Source organism: Flavobacterium sp. J372 (genome assembly GCF_024699965.1).
Taxonomy (GTDB): Bacteria; Bacteroidota; Bacteroidia; order Flavobacteriales; family Flavobacteriaceae; genus Flavobacterium.
Map to the genome: position 1 here is coordinate 3165067 of NZ_JAJOMZ010000004.1, position 26972 is coordinate 3192038.

The window sequence follows — 26972 nt, forward strand, 5'->3', positions numbered from 1 at the left end:
GGTGCCTACTTATATTATTCTTCACGGTTGATGTAAACCCATCCTGTGGCTTTCTCTCCGTTGGCACGCTCAAAGCTGTAGAAATAAGTTCCCGTAGGAAGCTCATCACCACCTTTGCCCTGGCCATGCCACTGGTCTGTATACGCACCGTAACTAAACACTTCCTGGCCGTAGCGGTTAAAGATGCTTATCTTGGTAACATCAAGCGCTGAAAGGTTAAATGTGTCATTCTTACCGTCATTGTTTGGCGATATACCGCGCTGTACCATACAGGTTGTATTATCTACCTGTACAGGTACTGTTACAGCACAAGCGCCCGCAGCATTAGGGGTAACAATTACATTATAAGTGCCGGTTGCAGTAACAATAACCTCACGGCCTGTTTGGGTAAGCGGGTTGCCTGAAGGGTCAATCCAAGAGAAGGTTACCGTATCTTCATTATACACTTCATCATTGTCAAAGTTAACTTCAAGCACATAATTGTTACCGTCACAACCCTGCTCTACAAATACATTTGGCACTGCGCCAATTGTTACTGTAAATGTTTCAGAGAAAGATGCACATCCACCATTAGCTGCTACGGTATTCCTTATTTCATAAGTACCCGGTGTACTTTGCGCAATATTAATTTCTCCCGTAGTTGGGTTAATTACAAGTCCTGCTGTTGAAGAGAATGTACCACCAACACCGTCAAGCTGCGGAAGCGGATTAGTATCATCCTGGCAATAAGAAGTATTATAACTAAATGTACCTACAAGCGGTGTAGTTATGGTTACATTAAAGCTTTCTTCATCTGTACAGTTGTTTGGTGCATTACCTGTTTGCGCATAAATGTAAATTGTCTGGTCTGCAGTAATTACATCACCGGCATTAAGCATAGTGCCGCTGCCTCCGGGGCCTGTAAAGTAATCACCTACGGCAAGCGCCGGCAATGTGTATGGCCCGCATGAAGGAATGTTACCCGGGTTAACAACATTTGGCTGGATATTTATAGTTACAAGGAAATCCTGCTCTGCATCGCATATAGGGCTTCCTCCCGGCTCAAATACATAGATAGTCTGGGTTGTTGTAATCACGTCACCCGCATTTAGCATGGTACCTGTACCGTTAGGGCCTGTATAATAATTACCAATTGTAAGCGCCGGAAGGGTATATGAAGCACAACGCTCTACATCAGCCGGGTCAACAATAACAGGTGCCGATGTTAGCGTTACATTAAAGCTGTCTTCATCAGTACAATTTGGCGTGGTCCCTGTTTGTGCATAGATGTAGATGGTCTGGTCTGTACTTATAACATCTCCTGCATTAAGCATTGTACCCGTACCGGCAGGGCCTGTAAAGTAGTTACCTACTGTGATGGCAGGAAGCGTATAAGTATTACAAGCCTGGACATCATCCATATCTGCAACTTGCGGAACTGTATATATTGTAACAAGGAAATCCTGCTGTGCATCACATATAGGGGTGCTTCCCGGTTCAAATACATAAATTGTCTGCGTTGTGGTAATCACGTCACCTGCATTTAGCATTGTGCCTGTACCATTAGGGCCTGTGTAATAATTACCAATAGTTAGCGCCGGAAGCGTATATGATGTACAACTTTCTACATCTGCCGGGTCCGGAATTACTACTGCATTAGTAATTGTGAGATTAAAACTGTCTTCATCGGTACAGTTCGGCGTAGTGCCCGACTGTGCATAGATATAGATAGTCTGGTCTGTACTTAACACATCTCCGGCATTTAGCATAGTGCCTGTACCGGCAGGGCCTGTAAAGTAGTTACCTACTGTTATGGCAGGAAGCGTATAAGTATTACAAGCCTGCACATCATCCATATCTGCAACCTCAGGCTGCGGATTTATGGTCACAGTAAACATATGTTCATCAAAACACTGGTTGGCTGTACCTGCAGCAGCATACACATATATTGGCTGCGTTTGTGTGATAACTGTATTAGCCGCAAGCATAGTACCGCCACCGTTTGGCTCTGTATAATAGTTACCTGATGTAAGCGCAGGCAGTGTATAGCTTCCGCAGTAAGTACCATCAGCAGGTTCATCAACTACCGGTACGGTTACTTGCGTAACAGTAACAGTTTTTGTTTCAGAACAAACTCCATTTGTAACTTTTACAGTATAAACGCCGCCGGCAGAGACCGTGATTGAAGGCCCCGTTTCTGCAGGAATAACCGGCCCATTGAATGTCCACTCATAAGTTACCGGATCAGTTCCCCAGTTACCGCCAGTTACGTTAATAGTACCCGTACTGCCCACACATATATCAAAATCAGACTCTATGGTAAACTGTGGTTTAGGCTGTACAATAATCTTAAATGACTTAATTGCAGGCGGACATCCGGTAAGGATATTTGCCACCCTTACATATATTGTCTGCTCATTTTGCACTGTGTTAAGATATGATGTTGGCAGCGCATTTGCCACAACATTATTATCTGCATCCTCTTGTGTAGCATAGTACTTAACATCGTAGTTAGCCACTGTAAGCCCTGAAAGCATAGTTGCAGTGTTCAGCGAAAGATCAAACGTTGCAAACCCGCTGTTATCACACAACACAAGGTCATTAGGATTACCTACAGTTTCAGCAATATCAGGGTAGAATTCAACCAGGATTGAGTCTGTTCCTGAACATGTAGAACCAATATAAGATGCCTTAAGGGTGTAAGTACCAGGCTGCGTTACTGTAAGTGTAGGGCCTGTTTCAGGTAATAGGGTTGTACCCAGAAGCCATTGGAATTCATAGTCAAGCGGGCTCAGGCCACTATCTAGTATTTGTTGCTGGCCGTCACATAGTGCAGTACCATTTGATACAAGGAAGTCATCCGGAAGCTGAACCTCACCAAGGTCAAAGCTGCCGCCTCGTAAAAATACTGCAGAATTGAATGACTGGTCACGATAGTCTGCAATTACAAGCTTGATGTGGTATACTGCACCCTGAATAACCGTTGCCTGTGCGGTAAGCATAGTAGTATTACCTATATAACCTATAGGTGAAGCATCAGGATTAGTTGCGTTGTAAGAACCGAAAAATTCAACATTTGCAGAGCCACAGCTGCTATTATACTGCCCATCTCTTATATTGGTCACAGATACCGGTATTGTAGTATTTGGTATAACTGCAAGGTTTTGTGACGTTGTTGATGGCAGAGGCCCCGTTAGGATAAATGCAAAGGCATCTGAATAACCACACTGGAACGTACCATATTCTGCTGATGCAAAAAGGAAGTCGAAACTCATATCTTCCTTAAGCGGAACGAAATCAAACTCAAGAACTGATGCGTTATACATTGTATCAGGATTACCATTTGCTGCATTGATAGCGCTCAAATCAGGGTCTCCAACCCATGCTGCAGTCTGGTTTCCGGCTGTATTGCCCGGATATGGCCCCTGAGCTTCAAAAATATTTCCTGTTGCCAGTACTATACCATCATCAAACGGGAAGTTTGAGCCATTTCGCGTAAAATAACCTATACCGTTAGTTTGTCCGTAATTTGTACCTGTACGGCCTTGTACGTTTGTGATGATTGCACATCCGCTGTTTACAAGAACTTCTTTTACCAGCTGCTCATAGGTGTATAGAGTACCATTAACCTTAATAGGTGGTTCAGGCGATGTTATACAAACCGTAAAGGTTGTTGTTTGGTTTGGCGTAGCAACGCTTGTATATACCCTTATTTTATATACAGCCCCAATCTCATAATCGTCATAACGGTTTACATCCGGGTCACTACATATTATCTGGGTCATAGTACCACACTGGCTGCCTTTGTACACTACAAAATTAAGGTTGGTGCTTGAACCTGCAATGTTAAGCAGAGATATAGTATGTGATGTTGATGTAGCTGTAAACTGGAACCATACGTCATCATCTGCTGTTCCGGCACATGTTTTAGGCTCGGCTGATGCTGTTGCACCCGTAACCGTACCGGTAGCAGTAAGAAGGCATTGTGTATCTGAATTCACAGGAACAACTTTTGCATTAGCGCATTCATCATTCGCTATTTTAGTAATGAATGTAAATGGCCCCGCCCAGCTGCTTGAACCATTTGTACCACCACAATTTGCACGTACATAGAACACATAGAATGTTGCAGGCTGAAGGTCTTGCGCTGTAAATGTTGGTAATGTGCCCGGTACAGGAGTACCAACCGTTGCTGCTGTAGGCGGCGCCAGGTTTGGCAGCTGTACTACAACATCCCAGCTTGTTTCACCATTCATAGGTGTCCAGCCAAGTATAGCCGTAGTTTGTGTAATATCAGCAACCGGCGCTGCAAGGTTTTGCGGCTTGCGGCAGGTAACTACTTTTACATTAATATTATCTATGGCAGCCGGTGGTTGTATACCGCCTGCGTTATTATTTCTCCATTCAAAAACAAGCCTGCGTGTAGTACCTTCATAGGCTTCTACGTTAGCTGTGTATGTGATGGTGGTCCAGTTGCTGCTTCCCAAGAAGTCTGTTCCCAGCCTCTGCCTGTTTGCAGCGTTACCTATTTGCGTACCCGGATTAGGATTAAAATCTACCGGAACCATCCATACCCTGAAATAGTCATTAGCATCGCCTACGCTTTTCCAGTCAAATGTAACATCCACTTCATCTGCGCCCATTGGTATTTCAAGGTCACGGTATGCCTGTACTACAGACTGGCTGGTCACACTATAAGTATTAGTAGCGCCATTATCGCTGGTTATATATAGTGAATTTGTCCCGCCATTATTTACAGCATTACCTATAACCCATTTATTTACCTGGGTACCGTTGTTCAATGTCCATTTAGCAGGGAGTGTTTCAAAATTCTCATCCCATGTAAGTGGTGCAGGAATTTGTGGTGTAATAATAACTAATGGCCCAACCCAGAAACTGGCTCCGCTATCGCCACAGTTGCTTCTTACCCAAAGGTAATATGTAGTTGAAGGCTCAAGAGTAGTGATATTTGCATTAGTAGTAGTAATACCTGTTTCTGTAGGCTCTGTACTTTCTTGCGGTACCGTGTTTGATGTACTTAAATAATAATCATATGTAGGCGTGCCAGAATTTGTTGGCGCAACCCATGTAACACTTGCCGATGTAGTTGTTACACTACCGACTGTAAGTGCAAGTGCGGTTGGTACCCGGCACGTGATTACCTGTACATTAATATTATCAATAGCTGCAGGTGGCTGCTGCCCTACAGTAGCATTATTCCTCCACTCAAACACAAGCCTTCTGGCCTGGCCGGCATAAGCTGTTGAGTTTATTGTAAAGCTTGATGTTGTCCAGGCCCCATTCTGGTTAAGTACACTTGCAACCTGCTGGCCGCCGTTTGCAGCAGTAATTTGTGTGCCTGGTGTCGGGGTAAATGTTGCAGGTACCATCCATACGCGCAAGTAGTCATTTGTACCACCTTCGCCCATTGCTCTCCAGTCAAATGTAATACCAATTTCCTGAGCTGTGGCAGTGCCTAATGCTGGTATTTGTAAATCACGGTATATGTGGGTTACAGAAGCAGCATCAACAGTATATGCATTAGATGCTCCACCGTCGTTGCTTATATACATACCTGTAGTTCCGCCATTGCTTGCAGCTGTACCCACCACCCATTTGTTAGGCTGAGATGCATTATTACGTGCAAAACCATTTGCCGGAAGTTCAAAATCCTGGTTGTACTCAAGTGCAGCAGGTATCTGCCCGCTATTAAAGTATATCGGGCCGGCTATAGGGCTGGTTTCATTAGTAGCAGCACATACAAGCCTTAGGTAAGCCACATAGCTTGAGTTGGGCTCTATTGTAATTCCTGTTGTAGGATTCACGCCAGTTGCTACCCATCCTGTTGTATCGCCAGTTGGTGCAGGGCTGCCTTCAGGAAGCAGTATATACTCCCATGTGCCGGTAGCAGGGCCGTCCCATCTTAGGCCGACAGATGTTGTTGTTATACTGTTTGTTACAATAGCCAAACCTGTAGGCGCAAGACACTTAGGATTTAAACAGTCAGTCACATCACTGTACAAAGAGCCTACGCTACCAGGCGTATTAATTGCTTTAGTAAATATTGTCTGTGCAAATGGGTTTATGATTGAAATTCCCACTTCGTTCGGGAAATTACCTGCTGTGTCCCAGCGCAGCTCAAAAGGCACACCGTGGCATAGCGGCACGTTTACGTTTACCGGCCCTGTGCCTGTCGGCAGGTTTAAGGTAGCAACTACTACACCGTTTTGCCTCACTGTTATAACAGCGCCTTCCCAGCCGGCAAAAGAATCTCTTAATACAAATGTATAGTTACACTGATCGGTTATCGGGCAGAAGCTAGTCTGGAACGTATATGGGCCTGCCCATGCACTGAACGTGCCATTACCGCAATTTGCCCTTACCCAATACTGGTATTGTGTACCAGGTGAAAGATCCGGTGCATTAACCGTTGGCGTAGCTGTTACTTCTGTACCCGCACCTGAAGGTATCGGGCCTCCTGCAACATCAACATAATATTCCCATGAAGTAGCGCCTGCAGCCGTCCATGTAAGCTGTGCAGAAGCATCTGAAGGTACTATTGAAACATTTGTCGGCGCCTGGCAATTTACCCGCTGTACCGTAAGTGTATAAGGAGTTGTTTGTGATGATGCATTAGTAGCTATCACTATATAATATGTTTGCCCGGCTGTTACCGGAAACAATGGAATATTTACAGGAGTTGTGGCACTTCCAGTACCACCCGCAGCACATTGAGTACCGATATTGGTACAACTGGTATAAATAAACATACCTGAATTAGGTCCATTGTTTGTCATGCTTACGCTTATGTTGCCTGTAAAATCTGCAGTATAAGCATATACAACATCATTACCCGCAAGATAATTCCCTGTAGCATTACAGCCCGTTCCGGCTGTACCACTATAGTCGTTGCCAAACTGGGCTGTGTTGCTCGTTTCACTAAATGGCAATGTGGTAATAGCGCGCGGCGCAGCACAGGTAGCCCCATAAGCTACTGTACAAAAAGATACCGGGTTGCTCCACGCACTTGGGTTATCAGGGCCGCAAACAGCCCGTACATAATACTTATAGCACTTACCAGGCTCAAGCACCGGCTGGTAAGGCAGCGGGCCGCTGTATAATACACCTGAACCTACCGGCGCTGCAGCCTGCTCAATAATCTCAATTTCCCATTGGGTAGAGCCATTAGGGTTCCAGCTAAGGTTTGCAGTAGTAAGTGTTGGCGCTGTAGCAGTAGGGTTTAAAACCGGAAGACATTTTGACAACGCCCTTACATCATCAATCAGCCACCTGTCACTATTTGTGGTTGGGGCTTTCATCCAAAAGGCAATATAAACCTCCTGCCCGGCAAAACCACTTAGTGATAGTACCTTTTCTTTGTAGAGCAATTGTTGCGCACCTACACCTGCCAGTTCAGTCTCTGTCCAACCGTCGCTGTCTATCAGTGAGGTGTATGCTGCAAGATTTGATCCGTCAGGGTTTACGTTTGCATTTGATATCCTTACATCAAAAATACTCCCGTTTTCAGTCGCCTGCACAAGCCTTGTCCAGAAACGAAGTTCGGCATTTGCCGGCACGGTAAACTTTTTGGTCACCAACCAGTCTTCCGGGTTGCCACTCTCTACGTTGCCTCTGTTAAGGTAGGCAGCCTGGTCATCGGCAATAGCAGGGTATTCCCTGCCCGGAGTTGCATTACTGGCCTGCGGACTAAGGCCCCATGTGACATCTGTGCCAACATCATTCTGGTATGCCATCCAGCCTGTCGGCAAAGCATCGCCATCATAGCGGAAATTTTCAAGGGGAAGCTGTGCATAAGCTGCCAGTGAAAATACCATCATGAAAAGCATAAGGGTAATTTTTTTCATAGACTTATGTTTAGTTGATTTAGATTAAGTTCCCGAAAATAATGAAAATATTTATCCTTACCTCTTTAAAAGTGAACAGAATGTAATTTTTTACCAAAAAAAACAAAATTAATTACAAATGTTATGAATGTAAAGTTTGTAGGTATGCATAGTAAAAGTCTGCCTGAAAAAGGATAGTTGTAGTACAATCTCTATATTTGAAAAAATTTAAATCAATGCAGGCCGGAAAAAAATATATTTCGCATCAGACCAACATTTCGGGGCGCCGACACATGAACTTAGTTTCCCGCGTGAAAAAAGTTTGTTGCCTGGCTTGATAGCATTAAAGCTGATGCAGGTGTGCTTTTTCTTCTGGGCGATCTTTTTGACTTTTGGTTTGAATACAAAACTGTGGTGCCTAAAGGTTTTATAAGGTTATTGGGTAAACTTGCCGAACTGCGCGACAGCGGTATTGAAATATATTTTTTTACCGGTAACCATGACCTTTGGATGCATGATTATTTTGAAAAAGAGCTTAACATACCCGTGTACCACCGCCCTATGGAATTTTCGTTTTACGGAAAAGATTTCCTCATTGGGCATGGTGATGGCCTCGGCCCTGGAGATAAGGGCTACAAACGCATGAAAAAGGTGTTTACCAACCCATTCTCTAAATGGCTGTTCCGCTGGCTGCACCCCGATTTGGGCGTGAAGCTGGCACAATACCTTTCCGTAAAAAACAAGCTGATTTCAGGCGATAGTGATGTAAAGTTTCTAGGCGAAGATAAGGAGTGGCTGGTGCTTTATTCTAAGCGGAAGCTGGAAAGCAAACACTATGATTTCTTCATCTTCGGGCACAGGCATTTACCTATGGATATTACCGTGGGGCCGGACTCACGCTACATAAACCTTGGCGACTGGATAGGCTATTTTACCTATGGTGTTTTTGATGGGGAAACGTTTGAATTGAAAGAATTTGGAAATGGGGGAACTTGAAAATTTGGAAATGTCTCATATCCACAAAGTCATTTTCAAATTAACGAATTTCCAAATTGTCTAATTTTCTTCACAGCGTATATCCCTCAACCTCAGCTGCAGGCTGGCCTGCCCGTTCCATACGTTTTCCTCAACAGAATATACTGCACTAAATTCCTCTCCGTTACAGGCGAGTTCTTTCTTACGTGCAAGGCCAAAGCCTACGGCTCCAAATCCTTCCGAATCATTTTGCCGTACAAAAAGTTTAAGGTGGGTGTTGTCTCCCCCGATAGGTTTACCGTAACCTGAATCACGCAAACCTTTCGTAAGGAAAACAGGTGTCATATTGCTAGGTCCGAACGGTTCGAATTGTTTGAGTATTCGGTAGAATTTCGGGGTGATGTCAGTTAAACTGATTTCAGCATCAACGGAAATTTCCGGAGTTAGAAGTTCTGGGTCAATAGTTGATGCCACTACCTCTTCAAACTTGCTTTTGAACAGCGGAAACTGCTCTGCATGCAGCGTTAATCCTGCCGCATACATATGCCCGCCAAATTGCTCGAGATGTTCTGCGCAGGCTTCAAGTGCATTGTAAATATCAAAATCTTTGACCGAGCGTGCTGATGCCGCCAGCTTATCACCGCTTTTTGTAAATACCAGCGTCGGACGGTAATACGTTTCCGTAAGCCGTGAAGCCACAATGCCTATTACACCTTTGTGCCACGTATCCTGATAGACCACCGTGGTAAACCTATCCTGCTCGCTGTTATCTTCAATCTGCTGTAACGCTTCAACAGTCATCTGCTTGTCGAGGCCTTTACGGTCGGCATTAAGCGATTCGATATTGGCTGCGAATTCCTCTGCCTGCTCAAGGCTTGCTTCGGTAAGCAGTTCTACTGCAAACCTGCCGTGCTTGATGCGTCCTGCGGCGTTGATGCGCGGGGCGATAACGAACACAACATCACTTATGCACAATTCTTTTTGCTTAAGATTTTGCGTAAGCGCTTTTATGCCCGGTCGCGGATTGCTGTTTATAACCCCCAGCCCGAACTTAGCCAGCACACGGTTTTCTCCTGTGATGGGAACAATATCTGCCGCAATAGCAGTTGCAACAAGGTCGAGGTATGGCACGAGGTCGGCGACAGACTGTCCGCAGTTTTGCGCAAGTGCCTGTATGAGCTTAAAGCCCACACCGCATCCACAGAGTTCGTCATACGGGTAGGTGCAATCATCACGCTTTGGGTCGAGTACAGCCACAGCGTCCGGCAGTTCATCTCCCGGACGGTGATGGTCGCAGATGATAAAGTCAATGCCTTTTGATCTGGCGTATTCGACTTTGTCTATAGATTTAATACCACAGTCGAGCGCAATGATGAGCGTACAGCCGTTGTCATCGGCATAGTCAATTCCTGCTGTAGAAACACCGTAACCTTCAGCATAACGGTCGGGTATGTAGGTATCGACATTAGGGTAATAGGTCTTAAGGTACGATGAAACCAACGCTACCGATGTGGTACCATCTACATCATAATCACCAAAAACGAGAATGTTCTCGCCATTAGCAATAGCCTGCTCAATGCGTGCCACGGCTTTGTTCATATCCTTCATAAGATATGGGTCATGCAAATCACTAAGCGATGGCCGGAAGAACTGCTTTGCCTGCTCATAGGTTTCCACACCGCGCTGCACCAACAGCCCGGCCGTAACCGCATCAACATTGAGCGCTTCGGCAAGGTGGTTTACTTTATAGGAATCGGGTTGTGGTTTGAGGTTCCAGCGCATTATGTATTAAACATCGTTTAAAGATTATAGTTTACAATTTTCTTTAAACTTTTGTATCTCTCAAATCGATTAGTTTTTTGTCTTGTCCCCTCTTTAGCCATAGATTGATATTTATAGATATCCGATATAATTAAAGGGAAATATTCTGCTAACAAAACCTCATTATTATAATTATCGATAAATTTTCGATAATTATTGATTTGTGCTTCGCTCAATGACTGGACAGAATTTGTAATATCATAAACTACAGTAAACAGTGAATAAAAATGAACCTGCCGCTTTAAAATTTTTACACGTTCATTATTATCGTCGATAATTAAATCAATTTGCTCAAGAATACTAATGAAACGTTGTTTATCAACTTCTTTATCTGGATATTCATCATTATATAAATTATAAATTTGATTTAGGTTAGAATTATCTATATCTTCCTCAATCCCTTTTTTCAGGAACACCAACAATGTGCTAATTGAAGAAATGTCTCTCATTCTTCTCCTATCCCCAATACTAAACAGTTTATTATCATCCCAAAAATCTAATTCACTTAACTCAGAAGCTAAATTCATAAATTCTCCTTCAAACCTAGCGTTCCTAAGTTCTTGCGGATTTAATGTCATATTATTACTATTCAATCGAAGAAACATCTTTACAATTGAAGCCCTCTCCACCTGATTTCTTACTATCCTGATTGAAAATACATAAGACCAAATAGCTCTTTTGTCATCGGCATCAAGATCTTTAAAAAATCTATCTTTAATTCTTTCTCTTTTAGGACCATCTGGATCAATTATTGAGTCCTTTAATTTGAAAATATTAGATATGTATTGAAATATTGCTCCACATCTTTGTTGACCATCGATTATTGAATATTTGGTATCACCAGTATGTTCATCTGTTCCAGTATTCCATATGTAAATCTCTGGAATTGGATATCCCATTAAAATAGATTCAACTAATTGAATTTGATTTTTTAATGTCCAAACGTAATTCCGCTGGAAGGAATCGTCAACTTCTAACATACCTTTTTGGTCTAAGTCATATAGCCACTTTACAGTTTGTGGTTGGATATCTATTTGCTCAATTAGTTTCATTTAGTATACTTTTTAATTTCGATATTCCTTTTAAATGATAATCTTCAACTGCCTGCCAATCCGTATAAATCCTATAATTAATTTCGTGCTGGATATTAAAAGTCAATTGTAATTCTGCTTTAAATTTTAAAATTGTTTTCTGCCAGTCAAGTAAAATTTTGTTACCGTAATTTCTATCTTCATCTTTTAAACTGACAAAGCCATTAAATATGTTTGAAGCGATAGCGGTGTAGTTGTGCAAATATTGATTATAAGAAATGCTTTTGTATGCTTCCCAAATACTATTATAAATTTTATTTGAAACAATTATAAGATCAAAGTCGGAATCTTCATTAAATTCTGAGAAATTTTTGTCCGGCGAAAAACTATATCGAGTTTTAGCACTTCCAATTATTGAAATACTATTAAATGGTACAGACAGTTCTTTAGAGATAAATCTTTTGAACAAATCATAATCAGAACTAAAATCTTCTCCATTATTTTGAAAATACCATACTTTTTGACCGAGAAGATATTCATAATATATCTCTTTTTCGGTGTTCTCTTTAATGTAGTTTACAATATCTTCTTTAGTCATAATCCGTACGAAATTATGAATTTGTATCCGATTCTCTCCTCCTCTTCTCCTCAACCTTACCCCCCACAATCACAACTATTTCCCCTCTCGGTTCTTTCTTTGTGAAATGTTCCAGCACCTCGGTCGCGGTGCCGCGAACGGTTTCTTCATGCAGTTTTGAGAGTTCCCGCGACACCGATACCGGGCGGGTGTCTCCAAAATACTGTATAAATTCAGTTAAGGTCTTTACCAGCTTATGCGGCGATACATAAAATATCATGGTGCGGGTTTCTTCAGCAAGTGCCAAGAAGCGCGTCTGCCTCCCTTTTTTGTCGGGAAGGAAACCTTCAAACACAAACTTGTCGTTAGGTAACCCGCTGTTTACCAAGGCAGGCACAAACGCTGTGGGTCCGGGAAGGCATTCTACATCAATGCCGTTCTCCACACAGGCACGTGTTAACAGAAACCCGGGGTCGGAAATGGCAGGTGTACCCGCATCGCTTATCAGGGCAATAGTCTCGCCACCCTTCAATCGCCCGATGATGTTCTCCACCGTCTTGTGCTCGTTGTGCATGTGGTGGCTCTGCATGTGGGTGGCAATCTCAAAATGCTTCATGAGCTTGCCGCTGGTGCGGGTGTCCTCGGCCAGGATAAGGTCAGCTTCCTTAAGCACCTTTATAGCACGGAAGGTCATGTCTTCGAGGTTGCCTATAGGCGTGGGCACAATGTAGAGCTTACCCATCAGTCAAACTTTTTCTCCACCAGCGCCAGGAAACGCTCTTCATACTCCTCTTTGCCCTGCCAGTTGTTGTAGTCGGGCTTCACCATATCGGCAATAAACTCTTTAGCCTCATCAAAAGTGTCAAAGGTATTCAGCTGTGAGATAACACGGTTAAGGTCTTCGCCACTGCCGCCAAAGAGATTTTTCTCGAAAGCTATACGGTCGTTAAGGCCGAGAGCAAGTGTACGGCTGTTGCCTGCCTGTTGTTTATTGTTTATTGTTTGTTGTTCCTCTCGCTGTTGGCTTGTGGCTTGTGGCTTCTCTTCAGCTTTCGGCTCATCTTTTGCCGGTTCCCAGTCACGCCAGTCGCGGGCATTTTCTTCCTGCTGCTGAATCACTTCAGGCTCTTTAGGCAGCCATTCTTTCTGCACGTTTGCCGGCTCGGGGACACTTTCTTCAACTTTTGGCTCCTGCCCTTTCTTTACAAATTCAGGCTCTTTATAATCACGGTAATCCTCAAAAGTTATTTCCTTTTGCTTTGGCTCATCTTCCTTTTTTGGCTCAAAGTCAAAGCTGAAACCGGTTGAGCTTTCAGGGTTATGGGCCTTAGGTGCCGCGGCCTGAGCTTCCTTTTCAGGTTGCTCATTGCGGGTTTCCTCTGCCGACTGCGACTGCGACTCTGAACTTTCAGTTTCCTCTTCCTCTTTTTCCTCCGTAATTTCTTTCTCCTCTTCCGATGCCTGGTATTCCTCTACAGGCTGTTCAGGGTCAGCATCGCCTTGAGGGTCTTGGGTATTAGGTTCCGGGTCTTGAGATTCCTCTTCAGTTTCTTGGGTATCGGGTTTTGGGTCTTGAGCTTCTTGCTCTTCCTCAGTCTCTTCAGTAGCCTCTTTTTCCTCTTCAGATACAACCTCTTCAGCATTATTACCTGCGGTTACGCCTTCGCCTTTATCATTTTCTTTGTCTTGTTCCGCATCCTGGGTATTGGGTTTTGGGTCTTGAGTTTCTGCTTGTGGCTCATTCTCTTCTTTTAGCTTGTGGCTTGTGCCTAGTGGCTCTTCAGCTTGTGGTTCTTCAGCCAATCCATAAATATCCTCAAGTTTCTCTTCTGCGGAAGCATACCCTATTGTAGGCTTTACATCATTAAAGTTATCTTCAACAAACCGCAGCACCGATATTTTTTCATACAGCTTCAGGGTTTCCTGCTGTAGCTGGTCAAGCTCGGCCCTGTTCTTCAGTTTCAGTATGCGGTGTGCTATGCTAATCAGTTCGGCTTCTAACTTTTTCTTCATAACTTTTAGGATTCTATAGGGTAACGGAATGGTTTTTTAATAAATTTGTTTCCATACAAAGTAACAGAAAATGTTTCTGTTTTACTGCTGAAAAATACAAAATGTTTCTCGAAAATACAGTTAACCATAAAGAGCAGTTCGGGTGGATTGAAGTCATCTGCGGGTCAATGTTTTCAGGCAAAACGGAAGAACTTATCCGCCGCCTGAAACGCGCGCAGTTTGCCAGGCAGAAGGTCGAAATCTTCAAGCCCAGCATTGATACCCGCTACCATGAAGAAATGGTGGTGAGCCACGATGCCAACGAGATACGCTCGACCCCCGTAACGTCTGCAGCCATGATGCGCCTGCTTGCGCAGGGGTGTGATGTAATTGGTATTGACGAGGCCCAGTTTTTTGACGATGAAATTGTAGCCGTATGCAACGACCTTGCCAATAGCGGTATACGCGTTATTGTAGCAGGGCTTGATATGGACTTTAAAGGTAACCCGTTCGGGCCTATGCCGGCGCTAATGGCCACTGCAGAATATGTTACCAAGGTACATGCTGTATGCACCCGGACGGGGAACCTGGCGAACTACAGTTTCCGCAAGGCGAATAATGACAACCTTGTATTACTGGGAGAAACCGAAGAATATGAGCCACTGAGCAGAGCCGCTTACTTTGAAGCGATGAAGGCTCAAAGCCACAACCCCCTGCCCCCCAAGGGGAAACTTCGCAAAACGCGGAAACTTTGTAATTTAAGACAGCGAGATGTAGTGCCCAACAAGCATGCCTTCCGCAAGGAAAGCTTCTGCCCTGTATAATGGCTTTTTGTTATAATCATTCCAAACCAGGCTGTAGTTAAAGGCTTTCCCAGTATTTTTAATCCCGATTATAAGTTCTGCAAGGCAGGGCAGCCCGCCTTCTATCCACATTGAACTGTAGCGGCCTTCATATGCTTTAGCCCCGGCTTCTTTACGGCATGCGCTCTCAACGGTAACTGAAAAGCGAATGTTATTGGTGAACTCACCCATCAGGTTACCGGTTTCGTTCTGTATAAGGTAAAAGGAGCCGATAATATTGCTCATGCCACTGGTTTTCAACACTTCAAAAATAGGAAAATTTTAAACCGTTTACATAAGTATTCATTATATTTGAAAAAATTGACAGAAATGAAGTCTGAAAAACTCAAAATAAATATAGCGCAACGTATTCTTGACTTATCTAATGATAAACTGCTTAAAAAAATATCTGCGATTTTAGACGCAGAAAATGTTGTTGGTTATAATGCCGACGGCAAACCAATATTTGAAAAAGACTATGTCAATGATGTCAATTCAGCAATTCAAGAATTCAATGAAGGAAAAATGGAAACATATTCTTCTGAAGAAGTAAAGCGCAGGATTTTAGGTGAATGAAAATTATATGGCGCAAAAAAGCTTCGGATGAATTAGAAGCAATATATAATTTCATTAAGTTGGAAAGCTCGCAAAATGCTGTTATGGTCTTTAATGAAATTTTCAATTTAATTAATTCATTACTATTGTTTCCTGAGCGCAATCCAGTTGACAGGACAATCAACAAATCTAATGTGAGATTTGCATCGCTGTGGAATTTTAAAATAATTATTCAATAGAAAAAGACGCGATTGTAATACTTCGAATTTTTGGCACTAAACAAAATCCGAAAAAACTAATTCCTTGAGCCTAGCAATAAAAAACATCATCTCTGCAACATCTTCCCGGTTTGAAGGGATACATCCTGACTGCGAAATTGATAATGTCGCCATTGACAGCCGGTCACTGCAGAATAATTCGGGCACACTATTTTTTGCATTGCCGGGGCAAAACCGAGACGGGCATGACTATATAACGCAGCTTATTGAAAAAGGCGTCCTGAATTTTGTTGTTACGAATATTCCTGAGAATGCCTTTGGCAAGGCTAACTTTTTCGTTGTTGAAAATACCCTTAAAGCATTGCAGGATTTTGCCCGGTGGTACAGGCAGCATTACACATTTCCTGTGATTGCAATAACCGGAAGTTGCGGAAAAACCATTGTAAAAGAATGGCTTAATTACCTGCTTAGCCCTGACTACAATATTATCCGGTCACCTAAAAGCTACAACAGCCAGGTGGGCGTACCACTGTCAATCATCGGCATTAATGAGAAACATAATCTTGGGATTTTTGAGGCAGGCATTTCTACCGTGAATGAAATGCAGAAGCTGGAAGAAATCATTCGTCCTGAAATTGGCATTTTAACCAATATCGGTTCAGCCCACGATGAAGGATTCACAGACAGGCAGGAGAAAATTCAGGAAAAACTGAAGCTTTTTGAAAACTGCAAAACCATTATCCTTAAAAAGGATACTGAAGTTTTGAAACTTTTAAACCCCGGTTTAAAAACATTTACATGGAGCTTTGATGATGGTGCTGATGTAAAAATCAGCCCGACGCCTATGGGCAATGCTACAGCGCTTGATATAAGTTTCGGCTTAAATAAATTTACTGCATCTGTACCCTTTATTGATGAAGCTTCCATAGAAAACGCAATAACCAGTTTAATGGTTTTGCTGCACATGGGCTACAGCAATGAAATCATTATTGAAAGGCTGGCAGGGCTCTACCCTATGGAACTTCGCCTGCAGGTGAAAAATGGCATTAATGGCTGTACAATCATTGACGATACGTACAGCAGTGATTACCAGTCACTGAAAATAGCGCTTGACTTCCTTGAACAGCACAAAACGCATGAAAAGAAAACTGTTATTTTATCTGATGTTTTCCAAAGCGGGTTTGAAGCCGGCATATTGTACAGCAAAGTAGCAAGCCTGTTGCAAAGCCACAACATAAGCCAGGTTATTGGCATTGGAGAGACTATAAGCCGCGAGCTGGCAGATTTCCCGAATTTTTATCCTTATGCTACAACGCAGGAATTTCTGGCACACTATCGGGCTAACGCATTTGATAATGAAACAGTACTGGTGAAAGGCGCCCGCAGTTTCCGCTTTGATGAGATTGTTGTTTTTCTTGAAGAGAAAACCCATGAAACGGTGCTTGAAATCAACCTCAATGCCATTGTACACAACCTCAACTTTTATAAAAGCAGGCTGAAACCCCAAACCAAAATAATGGTAATGGTAAAAGCTTTTGGGTATGGCAGCGGCAGCTATGAAATTGCCAAACTGCTTTCTCACCAGAAAGTAGATTACCTGGGTGTGGCCTTCGCCGATGAAGGTATCGCCTTGCGCAATGCGGGAATCAATACGCCTATCATAGTGATGAATCCTGAGACAAGCGCTTTTGCTGCTATGGCAGCTTATAACCTTGAACCGGAAATATATTCCGCTAAAGAGCTACGGGCATTTGTCGCGCTGGCTCAGCAGAAGAACCTTTCAGACTACCCCATACACGTAAAGCTGGATACCGGCATGCACCGTCTCGGCTTTATGGAAAACCAGCTGGAGGAGCTTATTGACCTGTTACGGAACAACAACTTTGTGTCCGTAAAAAGCATCTTCTCGCATCTCTCAAGCAGCGATGTGCCGGAGTTCAGAGATTTTACGCTTCAGCAGATTGAAAGTTTTGACAGGTGGTCGCAAAGGATTATAGATGCGTTGGAAATAAACCCCATCCGCCATATACTTAATACTTCGGGAATCTATAACTATCCGCAGGCACAGTATGATATGGTTCGCCTGGGCATTGGATTGTACGGTGTTGGGAATGATGAGCAGGAACGTTCTCAACTGGAGACTGTAGGTACGCTTAAAACTGTCATCCTCCAGATAAAAGATATTGTTTCAGGCGAGAGCATTGGTTACAGCCGCAGGTTTATCACAAACAAGCCAATGCGAATTGCAACACTTCCCATAGGTTATGCCGATGGCATACGCCGAGCATGGGGCAACGAAAAAGGCTATGTGCTGATAAACGGCAAACGCGCCACAATAACCGGGACAATATCAATGGACATGATGATGGTTGATGTAACCGATATTGAATGCCGGGAAGGAGACACGGCGATAATTTTCGGCAAATCACCATCGGTTGTTGAAATGGCACAGGCCTTACAAACTATTCCATATGAAATTTTAACAGGAATTTCTCAACGAGTAAAGAGGGTTTTCTATAAAGAGTAGATTGTTTTTAGTAACTTAGCTTTAAACGAACCAAAAACTTGAATGCGTATGGCTTTTTTAAAAGAATTTAAGGAATTTGCCCTTAAGGGAAATGTTGTTGATCTTGCTATTGGTGTTATCATTGGTGCGGCTTTTGGCGCTATCGTAAAATCGCTGGTAGAAGACATAATCACTCCACTAATACTCACGCCGCTCTTAGAGCGTGCCGGGCTTGAAGACATAAAAGAACTTACCTGGGGAGCAGGCGTGAAATACGGAATGTTCCTTTCAAATGTAATATCATTCTTAATCGTGGCATTTGCTTTGTTTATGATTGTAAAAGGAATAAATGCCATGCGTAAAAAAGAAGAGTCTGCTCCTGCGGCACCGCCTGCACCAAGCAACGAGGAAAAACTCCTTATGGAGATACGCGATGCCTTGAAAAACAGGCCGCTTAACTAAAGACGTTTCCGTTACACTATATATTCTTAATGTTCCACTAAACCGCCAAATCAAAGGCGGTTTTTTTTGCAAAATTTTGCCATGAAACCTTTAGTTCAGAGAAACTAATTGCACTAATTACAAATCCTTATTTCAAATAGAACACCTACAAGGTCTCAAAAGACCTTGCAGGAGGTGTACCCCGCCAACCTTCAAGGTTTCCAAAACCTTGTAGGTTTAAACATAATCTGTGCAAATCTGAAAAAATCTGCGTCATCCCCGCCTGCACCATTTCGGGCAGGCACGTTTCAATAAATTCATTACTTTTGACACTCATTTAATTCTATCAAAACTATGAAAGTTGCTGTTGTAGGCGCTACCGGAATGGTAGGCGAAGTAATGCTTAAGGTGCTGGCTGAACGTAATTTCCCTGTAACCGAACTGATTCCTGTGGCATCGGAGAAATCTGTGGGTAAGGAAATTGAATTCAGGGGAAACAAATACAAAGTTGTAAGCCTTGACACTGCCGTAAGCATGAAGCCGCAGATAGCGCTTTTCTCTGCCGGTGGCGATACTTCAAAAGAATGGGCACCAAAGTTTGCTGAAGCAGGCACAACAGTTATCGACAACAGCAGCGCATGGCGTATGGACCCGACCAAAAAACTGGTGGTGCCCGAAATCAATGCGCAGGAACTGACGCCATCAGACAAAATCATAGCCAACCCCAACTGCTCTACCATACAGATGGTGCTGGCACTGAACCCACTCCACAAAAAATATAACATTGAGCGCGTGGTGGTAAGCACCTACCAGTCGGTTACCGGTACCGGCGTTAAGGCCGTAAAGCAGCTGGAGAACGAGTATGCCGGCATTGAAGGCGAGATGGCCTACAAGTACCCGATACACCGCAATGCCATACCGCAGATTGATGTGTTTGAAGACAATGGCTATACCAAGGAAGAAATGAAAATGACCCGCGAGACCAAGAAGATCATGGGTGATGATTCTATAAAAGTGACGGCTACCACCGTACGCATACCTACCGTGGGGGGGACATAGCGAGTCGGTTAACGTGGAGTTCACCAATGACTTTGACCTGGCGGAAGTACGCAATATTTTAAGCGAAACCCCGGGCATTACGCTACAGGATAACATAAGCGCGTTTGAATACCCAATGCCGCTGTATGCCGAGGGCAAAGATGATGTTTTTGTGGGCCGCATACGCCGTGATGAAACCCAGCCAAACACGCTCAACATGTGGATAGTGGCCGATAACCTGCGTAAAGGCGCGGCTACCAATGCCGTACAAATTGCGGAGTATCTGGTTGAGCATAAGCTGGTTTAAAAGAAATTTCAATTATATTTATAACCTGCAATGCCTGATGGTATTGCGGGTTTTTTAATTATTAAACTCTATCGAATGGATGTAATTTTCGATTCAAATGTTTTTGACAATTTAATATCAGGGGAATTAGAAATTGATATTATAAAAAATAAAGATCATAAGATTATTGTAACACATATCCAAATTGATGAGTTGAATGAATGTAAAGATACTGAAAAGAGAGCTCAACTATTTAATAGGGTTGTTGAACTAAAACCTGAAAAAATTTCCACAGAAACATTTGTAATCGGAGTCTCCCGTATCGGCAGTGCTAAAATTGGCGGCAGCAAAATTTATGACAGTATCATGCGAGGCAATCCAAAACATATTAATGACGCCTTAATTGGAGAAACCGCTGTGAAAAATAACCTGATGTTAATTACAAATGACATAAAGCTTAAGAAGAAAATATTAGAATTAGGAGGAAAATGTATGTCTGTTCAAGAATTCAAAAATTTATAACTTCCCAATCTTTTCTTAAATGCAATTAAATTGCAATAGTGTAAATTAGTTTCATTACATTTGCACTACATGAAAAGAAAGTTCGCCATATTCAACCTGGCTTTAATGGTGCTGGTGCTGCTCGCAACGGCCTACCAGTCTTTTCATGCGTTTAGTCACGAGCATATCGGGCACCTCCACGAACACCACGAGAAAAAAGCAAAGCACTTCAGCGGGCATGATAGCCATGACGATGAGGACTGCAGCGTATGTGATTTCCACTTTGACTTTTTTACCGCGCCGCCGCAATTCTGCCTCAGGCTCGATTTCCCTTTTAAGGCTATACCTTACACCTTCAATGTTGTTGAGGGTGAAGCCAACTTCTGCGGAAGTCTTTTTGATTTAAGGGGGCCGCCTTCACAGGTATAATATCCGTCACAACAGTCATGCTGAGCTTGTCGAAGCACCGTACTGTTGCGCTTCGACAGGCTCAGCGTGACTGACTCGTCGCTGCAAACACGTATATTCATACTAATTCATCATCATGAACTTTTACCGATTTCTCCTGCTGTTGGTTTTGGCGGGGGGCTGGTGTTCACAGGCGCAGCATACATTGCGCGGCAGTGTAACATCAGCACAACATACACCGCTTGACGGGGCGCACATTCATATAGAAAGTCTGCATGCCGTAGCTTCGCCTGACGGCAGCTATGAACTGCATGGCATCAGCACGGGCAATCACCGCGTTATTGTTTCCTATCTTGGCTATAAGAGCCTTGACACTATAATTGATTTTGACAGCGACAGGATTCTTAATGCCTTTTTGCAGCCCGAAAGCCTGAAGCTTGAGGAAGTGCAGGTGGCTGTTCGCAACCCCGAAAAAGAAACCCGGCATGACCAACGCATTAAACAGGAAGTGCTGGAACGCTATAGCAATGCTACCGTGGGCGATGCCCTGCGCGAAGTGGCGGGAACCTACACATTGCGCACAGGCAGCAGTATTGTAAAGCCTGTCATAAATGGTATGCACAGCAGCAGGGTTCCTGTTTTTAACGGCGGAGTACGATTAGAAGACCAGCAATGGGGCGTGGAGCATGCCCCTAACCTCGACATTAATTCAGCACAACGGTTATCAGTTATCAAAGGGGCTGCAGCGTTGCAATACAGCGGTGACGCGGTTGGCGGGGTGGTGCTGGCCGAGCCGTTCAGGGTATTGCAGGACACGCTATTCGGGCGGACGATACTTACGGGCGACAGCAACGGGCGCGGCGGGAGCATAACGTCATCTATTCACAAAGGCGCAGTGAAAGGCTGGGCATGGAATGCTGCAGGCACGTTTAAATATATGGGCGACAGGCAGGGGCCTGATTATGTGTTGAGCAACACCGGCAACCGCGAGGCTAACTTTGCAGGAGATGTTGCTTACCGCCGTGAAAGTAATGAATTTACTTTTGGCTATAGCCTTTATAATACAACAATAGGCATAGCTAAAGCAACCCATATAGGAAGCACCGGAGATTTGGTTCGGGCCATCAACAGCCGTGAGCCATCAGTTATTGAGCCGTTTACATATAACATTGGCGCACCACGCCAGGAAGTGATGCATCACACAGTAAAAGCAGGTTATACCCGTAAAAGCGATGATACTGAAACCGCGCTGGAATATGCCTTGCAGCTGAATGACCGTAAGGAATATGACCTGCGCCGCGGCCAGTATGAAAACAAACCGGCGCTTGATTTGACCCTGGCTACTCACAGCCTTACAGGGCATTGGAAAAAAGAATTGGAAACAGGCTCTGTGATGTTGGGCGCAAACGGGATGATGCAGCGTAACGAGGCAAGTCCTGATACAGGCATACGTCCGCTCATACCCAACTACAGCCGGTATGATGCCGGCGCATTTGGCATGTACACGCACAAGTTTAGTGAAACGCTTCTGGCAGAAGCAGGGCTACGATATGACTTCAGCCATGTAAATGCTACCAAGTTTTACCAAAAGAGCCGGTGGGATGCACTTGGGTATAACGACGGAAGTTTAGACCATATCATAACCGGCGATTTTGGGACGCAGTGGCGCACAAATCCCACCTATGACTATCACAACCTTTCGGCGAGCCTGGGCATCCGCAAAACGCTTGAAAGTGGCTTACAGCTTTTGGCAAATGCAGGTTTGGCCGTGCGTAACCCTAACCCTTCAGAACTTTTTAGCGACGGACTGCACCACAGCACGGGTACGATAGAGCTGGGAGACCTCCGCATCGGTAAAGAAAAGGCGGTGAAGCTGTCGGCAACGGTTTTAGATAATGAAGGCGATTTTACGTTCAGCGCTATGCCATACATCAATATCATCAATAACTATATCTATTTACAGCCGACGGGTGCAGAATATACTATACGAGGTTCGTTTCCGGTTTACTCTTATCGGCAGACAGATGCATTGCTTTCGGGGCTCGACGTACAGGCAGGATGGCAGGTAACGGATGCTTTCAAATATACTTTCACAGGGGCGTACATTTATGGCCAGGACACAAGGAACGACTTTCCAGTAGTCGACATGCCGCCGCTCAACATAACAAACGCCATCCGCTACACTTCATCTTGGAAAAACTTGTATGCCGAGTTACGAAGTGAAGCCGTGTTCCGCCAAAGCCGTTATCAGGATAATAACTTTTTTACTGATGTGGCCGTAGGTGATGAGCTTGTCCCGATACTTACGGATGTGAGCACTCCCCCGCCCGGCTATCACCTGCTGCATTTTACATCAGGATTACAGTTCAGGATAGCAGGCGTGCAGAGCGCTTTGTCACTGTCAGTACATAATATTTTCAATACATCGTACAGAGATTATCTCAACCGCCAGCGGCTTTACCTTGACGAAGCCGGGCGCAATTTTCAATTACAATTAAAACTGAATTATTAAACACTAATTTTTATACTATGAAGCATTTTAAAATTTTCGCAATCGCACTTACAGCACTATTCGCAGCATCATGCAGTGATGACGATGCAACAACGGCAGTACCTGTAAACGAAGAAGAAGTGATAACAACCGTAACGGCCACATTTGTACCGCAGGGCGGCGGCGATACAGTAACGCTTACCTATCGTGACCTTGACGGAGACGGGCCAAACCTTCCTGTACCTACGATTTCCGGGCCGTTTATCTCGGGTAAAACATATGCAGGTTCAGTTACGTTTCTGAATGAACTGGTGAATCCGGCAGAGAACATCACTGAAGAGATTGAGGAAGAAGGCGATGAGCACCAGATTTTCTTTGTACAGACAGGAGGTAATTTAGGCACATTCACGTATACTGATACTGATGTAAATGGTAAGCCTGTTGGACTTAATGTTAACTTCAACACATCAAACACTGCCGCAACGGGACAACTGCGCATTGTTCTGGTTCACGAGCCTAATAAAAATGCAGAAGGTGTGGCACAGGGCATAATCACAAACGCGGGCGGGGCTACAGATGCAGAAGCGGTATTTAATATACAGGTGGTACAGCCGTAGCAGCTTGGCAGTCGCAGTTTTCAGTCGCAGTTACAGTATACCGTTACCGAAAACTGCGACTGCGACTGTTGACTGTAACCACTATTAATTTTTTGTTAAATCTGCAATGATTATTTGTTTACATTAGTGTTGATTTTAAGTGTGTTACCAACCTTTAAAACTAATGCTTATGAATTCACAGTTTACAAAAATCGTACGGATACTGCTCGGCATCATCCTTATTCTCTTTGGCGCAAACAAGCTTTATGCTTTCATTCCGCTACCCGAGCCTTCGCCTGAAGCGGCAGAATTTATATCGTCACTTGCGGCTACGGGCTATGTGCTTACCATCATTGCCATCTTCGAAATTTTCATCGGGTTGCTGCTGCTTTTCAAAAAATGGGTGCCTTTTGCATTGGTGCTGCTGGTTCCGTTGTCATTGAATATTTTATTGTTTCACCTTTTTTTAGATGTACCTTCGGTTGGTACGGCAATACTGGTAGCAGCGCTCAACGGCATACTGCTTTACAAACACCGCCAGAAATACAAGCCCCTTTTCGCCTGATGTTATATTGATTGCCTATATTTGCTTATAACCTATCCATCAATGAAAAAACTAATATTAACCATGGCTGCCGTAAGCAGCCTGACCGCTACTGCCCAAACCACTATGGACGCTACGCCAAAGCGCAAATACCCTACAACCAAAAAAGACAATACTAAAGATGTTTACTTCGGGACAGAAATTGCCGACCCTTACCGATGGCTGGAAGATGACCGCTCCGCACAAACTGCTGCATGGGTAGCCGAACAAAATGAGGTAACATTTGAGTATCTTGATAAAATACCTTTCCGTGATGCGATACGCGAGCGTATGAAGCAGCTTTGGAATTACGAGCGGGTGTCGGCACCGTCTGTTGAAGGTGAATATACCTACTATTACAAGAATGACGGCCTTCAGGACCAAAGCGTGATGTACAGACGCGACAGAGCAGGAAAAGAGGAGGTTTTTCTCGATCCCAACACTTTTTCTAAAGACGGGACAACATCGCTGGGTGGTGTAAACTTTACAACAAAGGGCGATCTTGCAGCCTATTCTATTTCCGAAGGCGGTAGTGACTGGCGTACCGTTCTTGTAATAGATGCCAAAACAAAGAAACAGATTGGCACACCGCTTACCAATGTAAAGTTCAGCGGGATGGCATGGAAAGGCAATGACGGCTTTTATTACTCCAGCTATGACAAACCAAAGGGAAGTGAACTATCTGCAAAGACAGATCAGCATAAACTGTACTACCATAAGCTGGGTACGCCTCAAAGCCAGGACAAAGTAATATTTGGCGATAAAGTAAAGCGCCGTTATGTAGGCGGCTATGTAACTGAAGACAACCGCTATCTTGTGATTTCGGCTGCCAACAGCACATCAGGCAATGAATTGTACATACAAGACCTCAGCAAGCCTAACAGCCCGATTATAAAGGTTACCGATAATTTTGACAGCGACAGCAGCGTGATTGACAATGTTGGCACTAAACTATATATACATACTAATTACAAAGCACCAAATGGCAGAATAGTTACTGTTGATGCTGCAACACCGCAGCAGAAGAACTGGAAAGACCTGATACCGGAAACAGAGAACGTACTGACACCTTCAACAGGCGGGGGCTATATTTTTGCTGAATACATGAAAGACGCTTTATCGGTTATCAGCCAGTATGATTACAACGGTAAATTTGTCAGGGATATCACCCTTCCCGGACCGGGTTATGCAGGCGGCTTTGGCGGTAAAAAGACAGACAAAACCCTTTACTATGCTTTTACTAACTATATCACTCCGGGGACAATATTTTCTTTTGACCCGATGACAGGAGAAAGTGAGGTATATGCCAGGCCAAAAGTAGATTTTAATCCTGATGATTACGTGTCTAAACAAGTGTTTTACACATCAAAAGACGGTACAACAATACCTATGATGATCACTCACAGGAAAGACCTTAAGGTTACCCGCAAGACACCTACAATACTGTATGGCTATGGCGGCTTTAACGTAAGCCTTACACCATCATTCAGCATTGCCAACGCAGTATGGATGGAAAACGGCGGTATTTATGCTGTACCTAACATTCGCGGTGGCGGAGAATATGGTAAGAAGTGGCATGATGCAGGCACAAAAATGCAGAAGCAGAGTGTGTTTGATGATTTTATTGCTGCGGCAGATTACCTAATTACCAATGGCTACACATCACCCGACTACCTTGCTGTTTTCGGCGGGAGCAACGGCGGGCTGCTTGTAGGGGCCACCATGACGCAGCGGCCAGACCTTATGAAGGTAGCCATCCCGGCAGTAGGCGTGCTGGACATGTTGCGCTATCATACTTTTACCGCAGGCGCGGGCTGGGCATATGATTATGGCACGGCTGCCGACAGTAAAGAAATGTTTGAGTACCTTAAAGGCTACTCACCCCTTCACAATATAAAGAAAGGCACACAATACCCTGCCACGCTTATAACTACCGGTGACCATGACGACCGCGTGGTACCGGCACACAGCTTCAAATTTGCCGCTACACTACAGGAAGCACAGGCAGGCCAAAATCCTGTACTGATACGTATTGGTGTAAAGGCCGGGCATGGTGCAGGAAAATCAGTAACGCAGGTTATCGATGAGTATAGCGATGTACAGGCATTTACGCTTTATAACATGGGTGTTAAACCTGATATGAAGAAATAGTTTATTAATTGAACACCTGGCTGGCTAAGCAGGGTGCAATAAATAATAAAACCGCCTCAAGTAAGGCGGTTTTATTATTTATTTAGATTTCTCCACTCCGCTGCACTTCGGTCGAAATGGAACCTAATCCCGATTCG

General features: G+C 44.0%; 18 protein-coding genes and 2 pseudogenes. 13 read left to right on the forward strand and 7 right to left on the reverse strand.

Features of this window, described 5'->3' with window-relative positions:
- Positions 1 to 14: 14 nt before the first annotated feature.
- Complete coding sequence (locus LRS05_RS15600) at positions 15 to 7844, reverse strand: choice-of-anchor L domain-containing protein (protein ID WP_257869155.1); 7830 nt, start codon at positions 7842 to 7844, stop codon at positions 15 to 17.
- 211 nt (positions 7845 to 8055) lie between these two features.
- Between LRS05_RS15600 and LRS05_RS15605 the strand changes: the two are divergent.
- Positions 8056 to 8819, forward strand: a pseudogene (locus LRS05_RS15605) (UDP-2,3-diacylglucosamine diphosphatase).
- A 60-nt stretch (positions 8820 to 8879) separates the two neighbouring features.
- On the opposite strand, the gene recJ reads toward LRS05_RS15605, so the two are convergent.
- Genes recJ through LRS05_RS15630 form a run of 5 tightly spaced genes read right to left on the reverse strand, consistent with a single transcriptional unit; the run spans position 8880 to position 14240 of the window.
- Complete coding sequence (recJ, locus tag LRS05_RS15610) at positions 8880 to 10580, reverse strand: single-stranded-DNA-specific exonuclease RecJ (protein WP_257869156.1); 1701 nt, start codon at positions 10578 to 10580, stop codon at positions 8880 to 8882.
- A gap of 17 nt (positions 10581 to 10597) precedes the next feature.
- Positions 10598 to 11671: a DUF262 domain-containing protein gene (locus LRS05_RS15615; RefSeq protein ID WP_257869157.1), complete on the reverse strand. Its 1074-nt coding sequence runs from the start codon at positions 11669 to 11671 to the stop codon at positions 10598 to 10600.
- Entirely contained in the window at positions 11658 to 12248 is a 591-nt protein-coding gene (locus LRS05_RS15620) for a hypothetical protein (protein ID WP_257869158.1), read from the reverse strand. Before LRS05_RS15620 ends, LRS05_RS15615 begins: the two co-directional genes overlap by 14 nt.
- Positions 12249 to 12261: 13 nt before the next feature.
- Positions 12262 to 12969, reverse strand: a complete 708-nt coding sequence (gene rsmI, locus LRS05_RS15625; RefSeq protein WP_257869159.1) for a 16S rRNA (cytidine(1402)-2'-O)-methyltransferase — start codon at positions 12967 to 12969, stop codon at positions 12262 to 12264.
- Positions 12969 to 14240, reverse strand: coding sequence for a hypothetical protein (locus LRS05_RS15630; RefSeq protein WP_257869160.1), 1272 nt, complete (start codon positions 14238 to 14240; stop codon positions 12969 to 12971). The genes rsmI and LRS05_RS15630 overlap by 1 nt, the downstream gene beginning before the upstream one ends.
- Before the next feature lie 101 nt (positions 14241 to 14341).
- On the opposite strand from LRS05_RS15630, the gene LRS05_RS15635 reads away from it, so the two are divergent.
- Positions 14342 to 15043: a thymidine kinase gene (locus LRS05_RS15635; RefSeq protein WP_257869161.1), complete on the forward strand. Its 702-nt coding sequence runs from the start codon at positions 14342 to 14344 to the stop codon at positions 15041 to 15043.
- Here the strand turns inward: LRS05_RS15635 and LRS05_RS15640 are convergent.
- Entirely contained in the window at positions 14978 to 15307 is a 330-nt protein-coding gene (locus tag LRS05_RS15640; RefSeq protein WP_257869162.1) for a hypothetical protein, read from the reverse strand. The genes LRS05_RS15635 and LRS05_RS15640 overlap by 66 nt on opposite strands.
- 84 nt (positions 15308 to 15391) lie before the next feature.
- Between LRS05_RS15640 and LRS05_RS15645 the strand changes: the two genes are divergently transcribed.
- The 11 genes and pseudogenes from LRS05_RS15645 to LRS05_RS15690 all read left to right on the forward strand — a co-directional run bounded on the left by LRS05_RS15645 (position 15392) and on the right by LRS05_RS15690 (position 26835).
- Positions 15392 to 15637 (forward strand): hypothetical protein, encoded by a 246-nt coding sequence (locus tag LRS05_RS15645; protein ID WP_257869163.1) that lies wholly within the window; start codon positions 15392 to 15394, stop codon positions 15635 to 15637.
- Complete coding sequence (locus LRS05_RS17710) at positions 15634 to 15855, forward strand: type II toxin-antitoxin system RelE/ParE family toxin (RefSeq protein WP_374707778.1); 222 nt, start codon at positions 15634 to 15636, stop codon at positions 15853 to 15855. Before LRS05_RS15645 ends, LRS05_RS17710 begins: the two co-directional genes overlap by 4 nt.
- A gap of 64 nt (positions 15856 to 15919) precedes the next feature.
- A complete protein-coding gene (locus LRS05_RS15650) occupies positions 15920 to 18361 on the forward strand; it encodes a bifunctional UDP-N-acetylmuramoyl-tripeptide:D-alanyl-D-alanine ligase/alanine racemase (protein ID WP_257869164.1) in 2442 nt (813 codons plus the stop codon).
- Between the two features lie 48 nt (positions 18362 to 18409).
- On the forward strand, positions 18410 to 18802 hold the full coding sequence (gene mscL / locus LRS05_RS15655) for a large-conductance mechanosensitive channel protein MscL (protein ID WP_257869165.1): 393 nt from the start codon (positions 18410 to 18412) through the stop codon (positions 18800 to 18802).
- 333 nt (positions 18803 to 19135) lie between these two features.
- Positions 19136 to 20126, forward strand: a pseudogene (locus LRS05_RS15660) (aspartate-semialdehyde dehydrogenase).
- Positions 20127 to 20201: 75 nt separating this feature from the next.
- A complete protein-coding gene (locus LRS05_RS15665) occupies positions 20202 to 20627 on the forward strand; it encodes a hypothetical protein (protein WP_257869166.1) in 426 nt (141 codons plus the stop codon).
- Positions 20628 to 20696: 69 nt separating this feature from the next.
- A complete protein-coding gene (locus LRS05_RS15670) occupies positions 20697 to 21035 on the forward strand; it encodes a hypothetical protein (protein WP_257869167.1) in 339 nt (112 codons plus the stop codon).
- Positions 21036 to 21150: 115 nt separating this feature from the next.
- Entirely contained in the window at positions 21151 to 23526 is a 2376-nt protein-coding gene (locus LRS05_RS15675) for a TonB-dependent receptor (protein WP_257869168.1), read from the forward strand.
- A gap of 17 nt (positions 23527 to 23543) precedes the next feature.
- Positions 23544 to 24122: a type 1 periplasmic binding fold superfamily protein gene (locus LRS05_RS15680; RefSeq protein ID WP_257869169.1), complete on the forward strand. Its 579-nt coding sequence runs from the start codon at positions 23544 to 23546 to the stop codon at positions 24120 to 24122.
- A 169-nt stretch (positions 24123 to 24291) separates the two neighbouring features.
- Complete coding sequence (locus tag LRS05_RS15685; protein ID WP_257869170.1) at positions 24292 to 24666, forward strand: DoxX family membrane protein; 375 nt, start codon at positions 24292 to 24294, stop codon at positions 24664 to 24666.
- 42 nt (positions 24667 to 24708) lie between these two features.
- Entirely contained in the window at positions 24709 to 26835 is a 2127-nt protein-coding gene (locus LRS05_RS15690; protein ID WP_257869171.1) for a prolyl oligopeptidase family protein, read from the forward strand.
- The last annotated feature ends 137 nt before the right edge of the window (positions 26836 to 26972 follow it).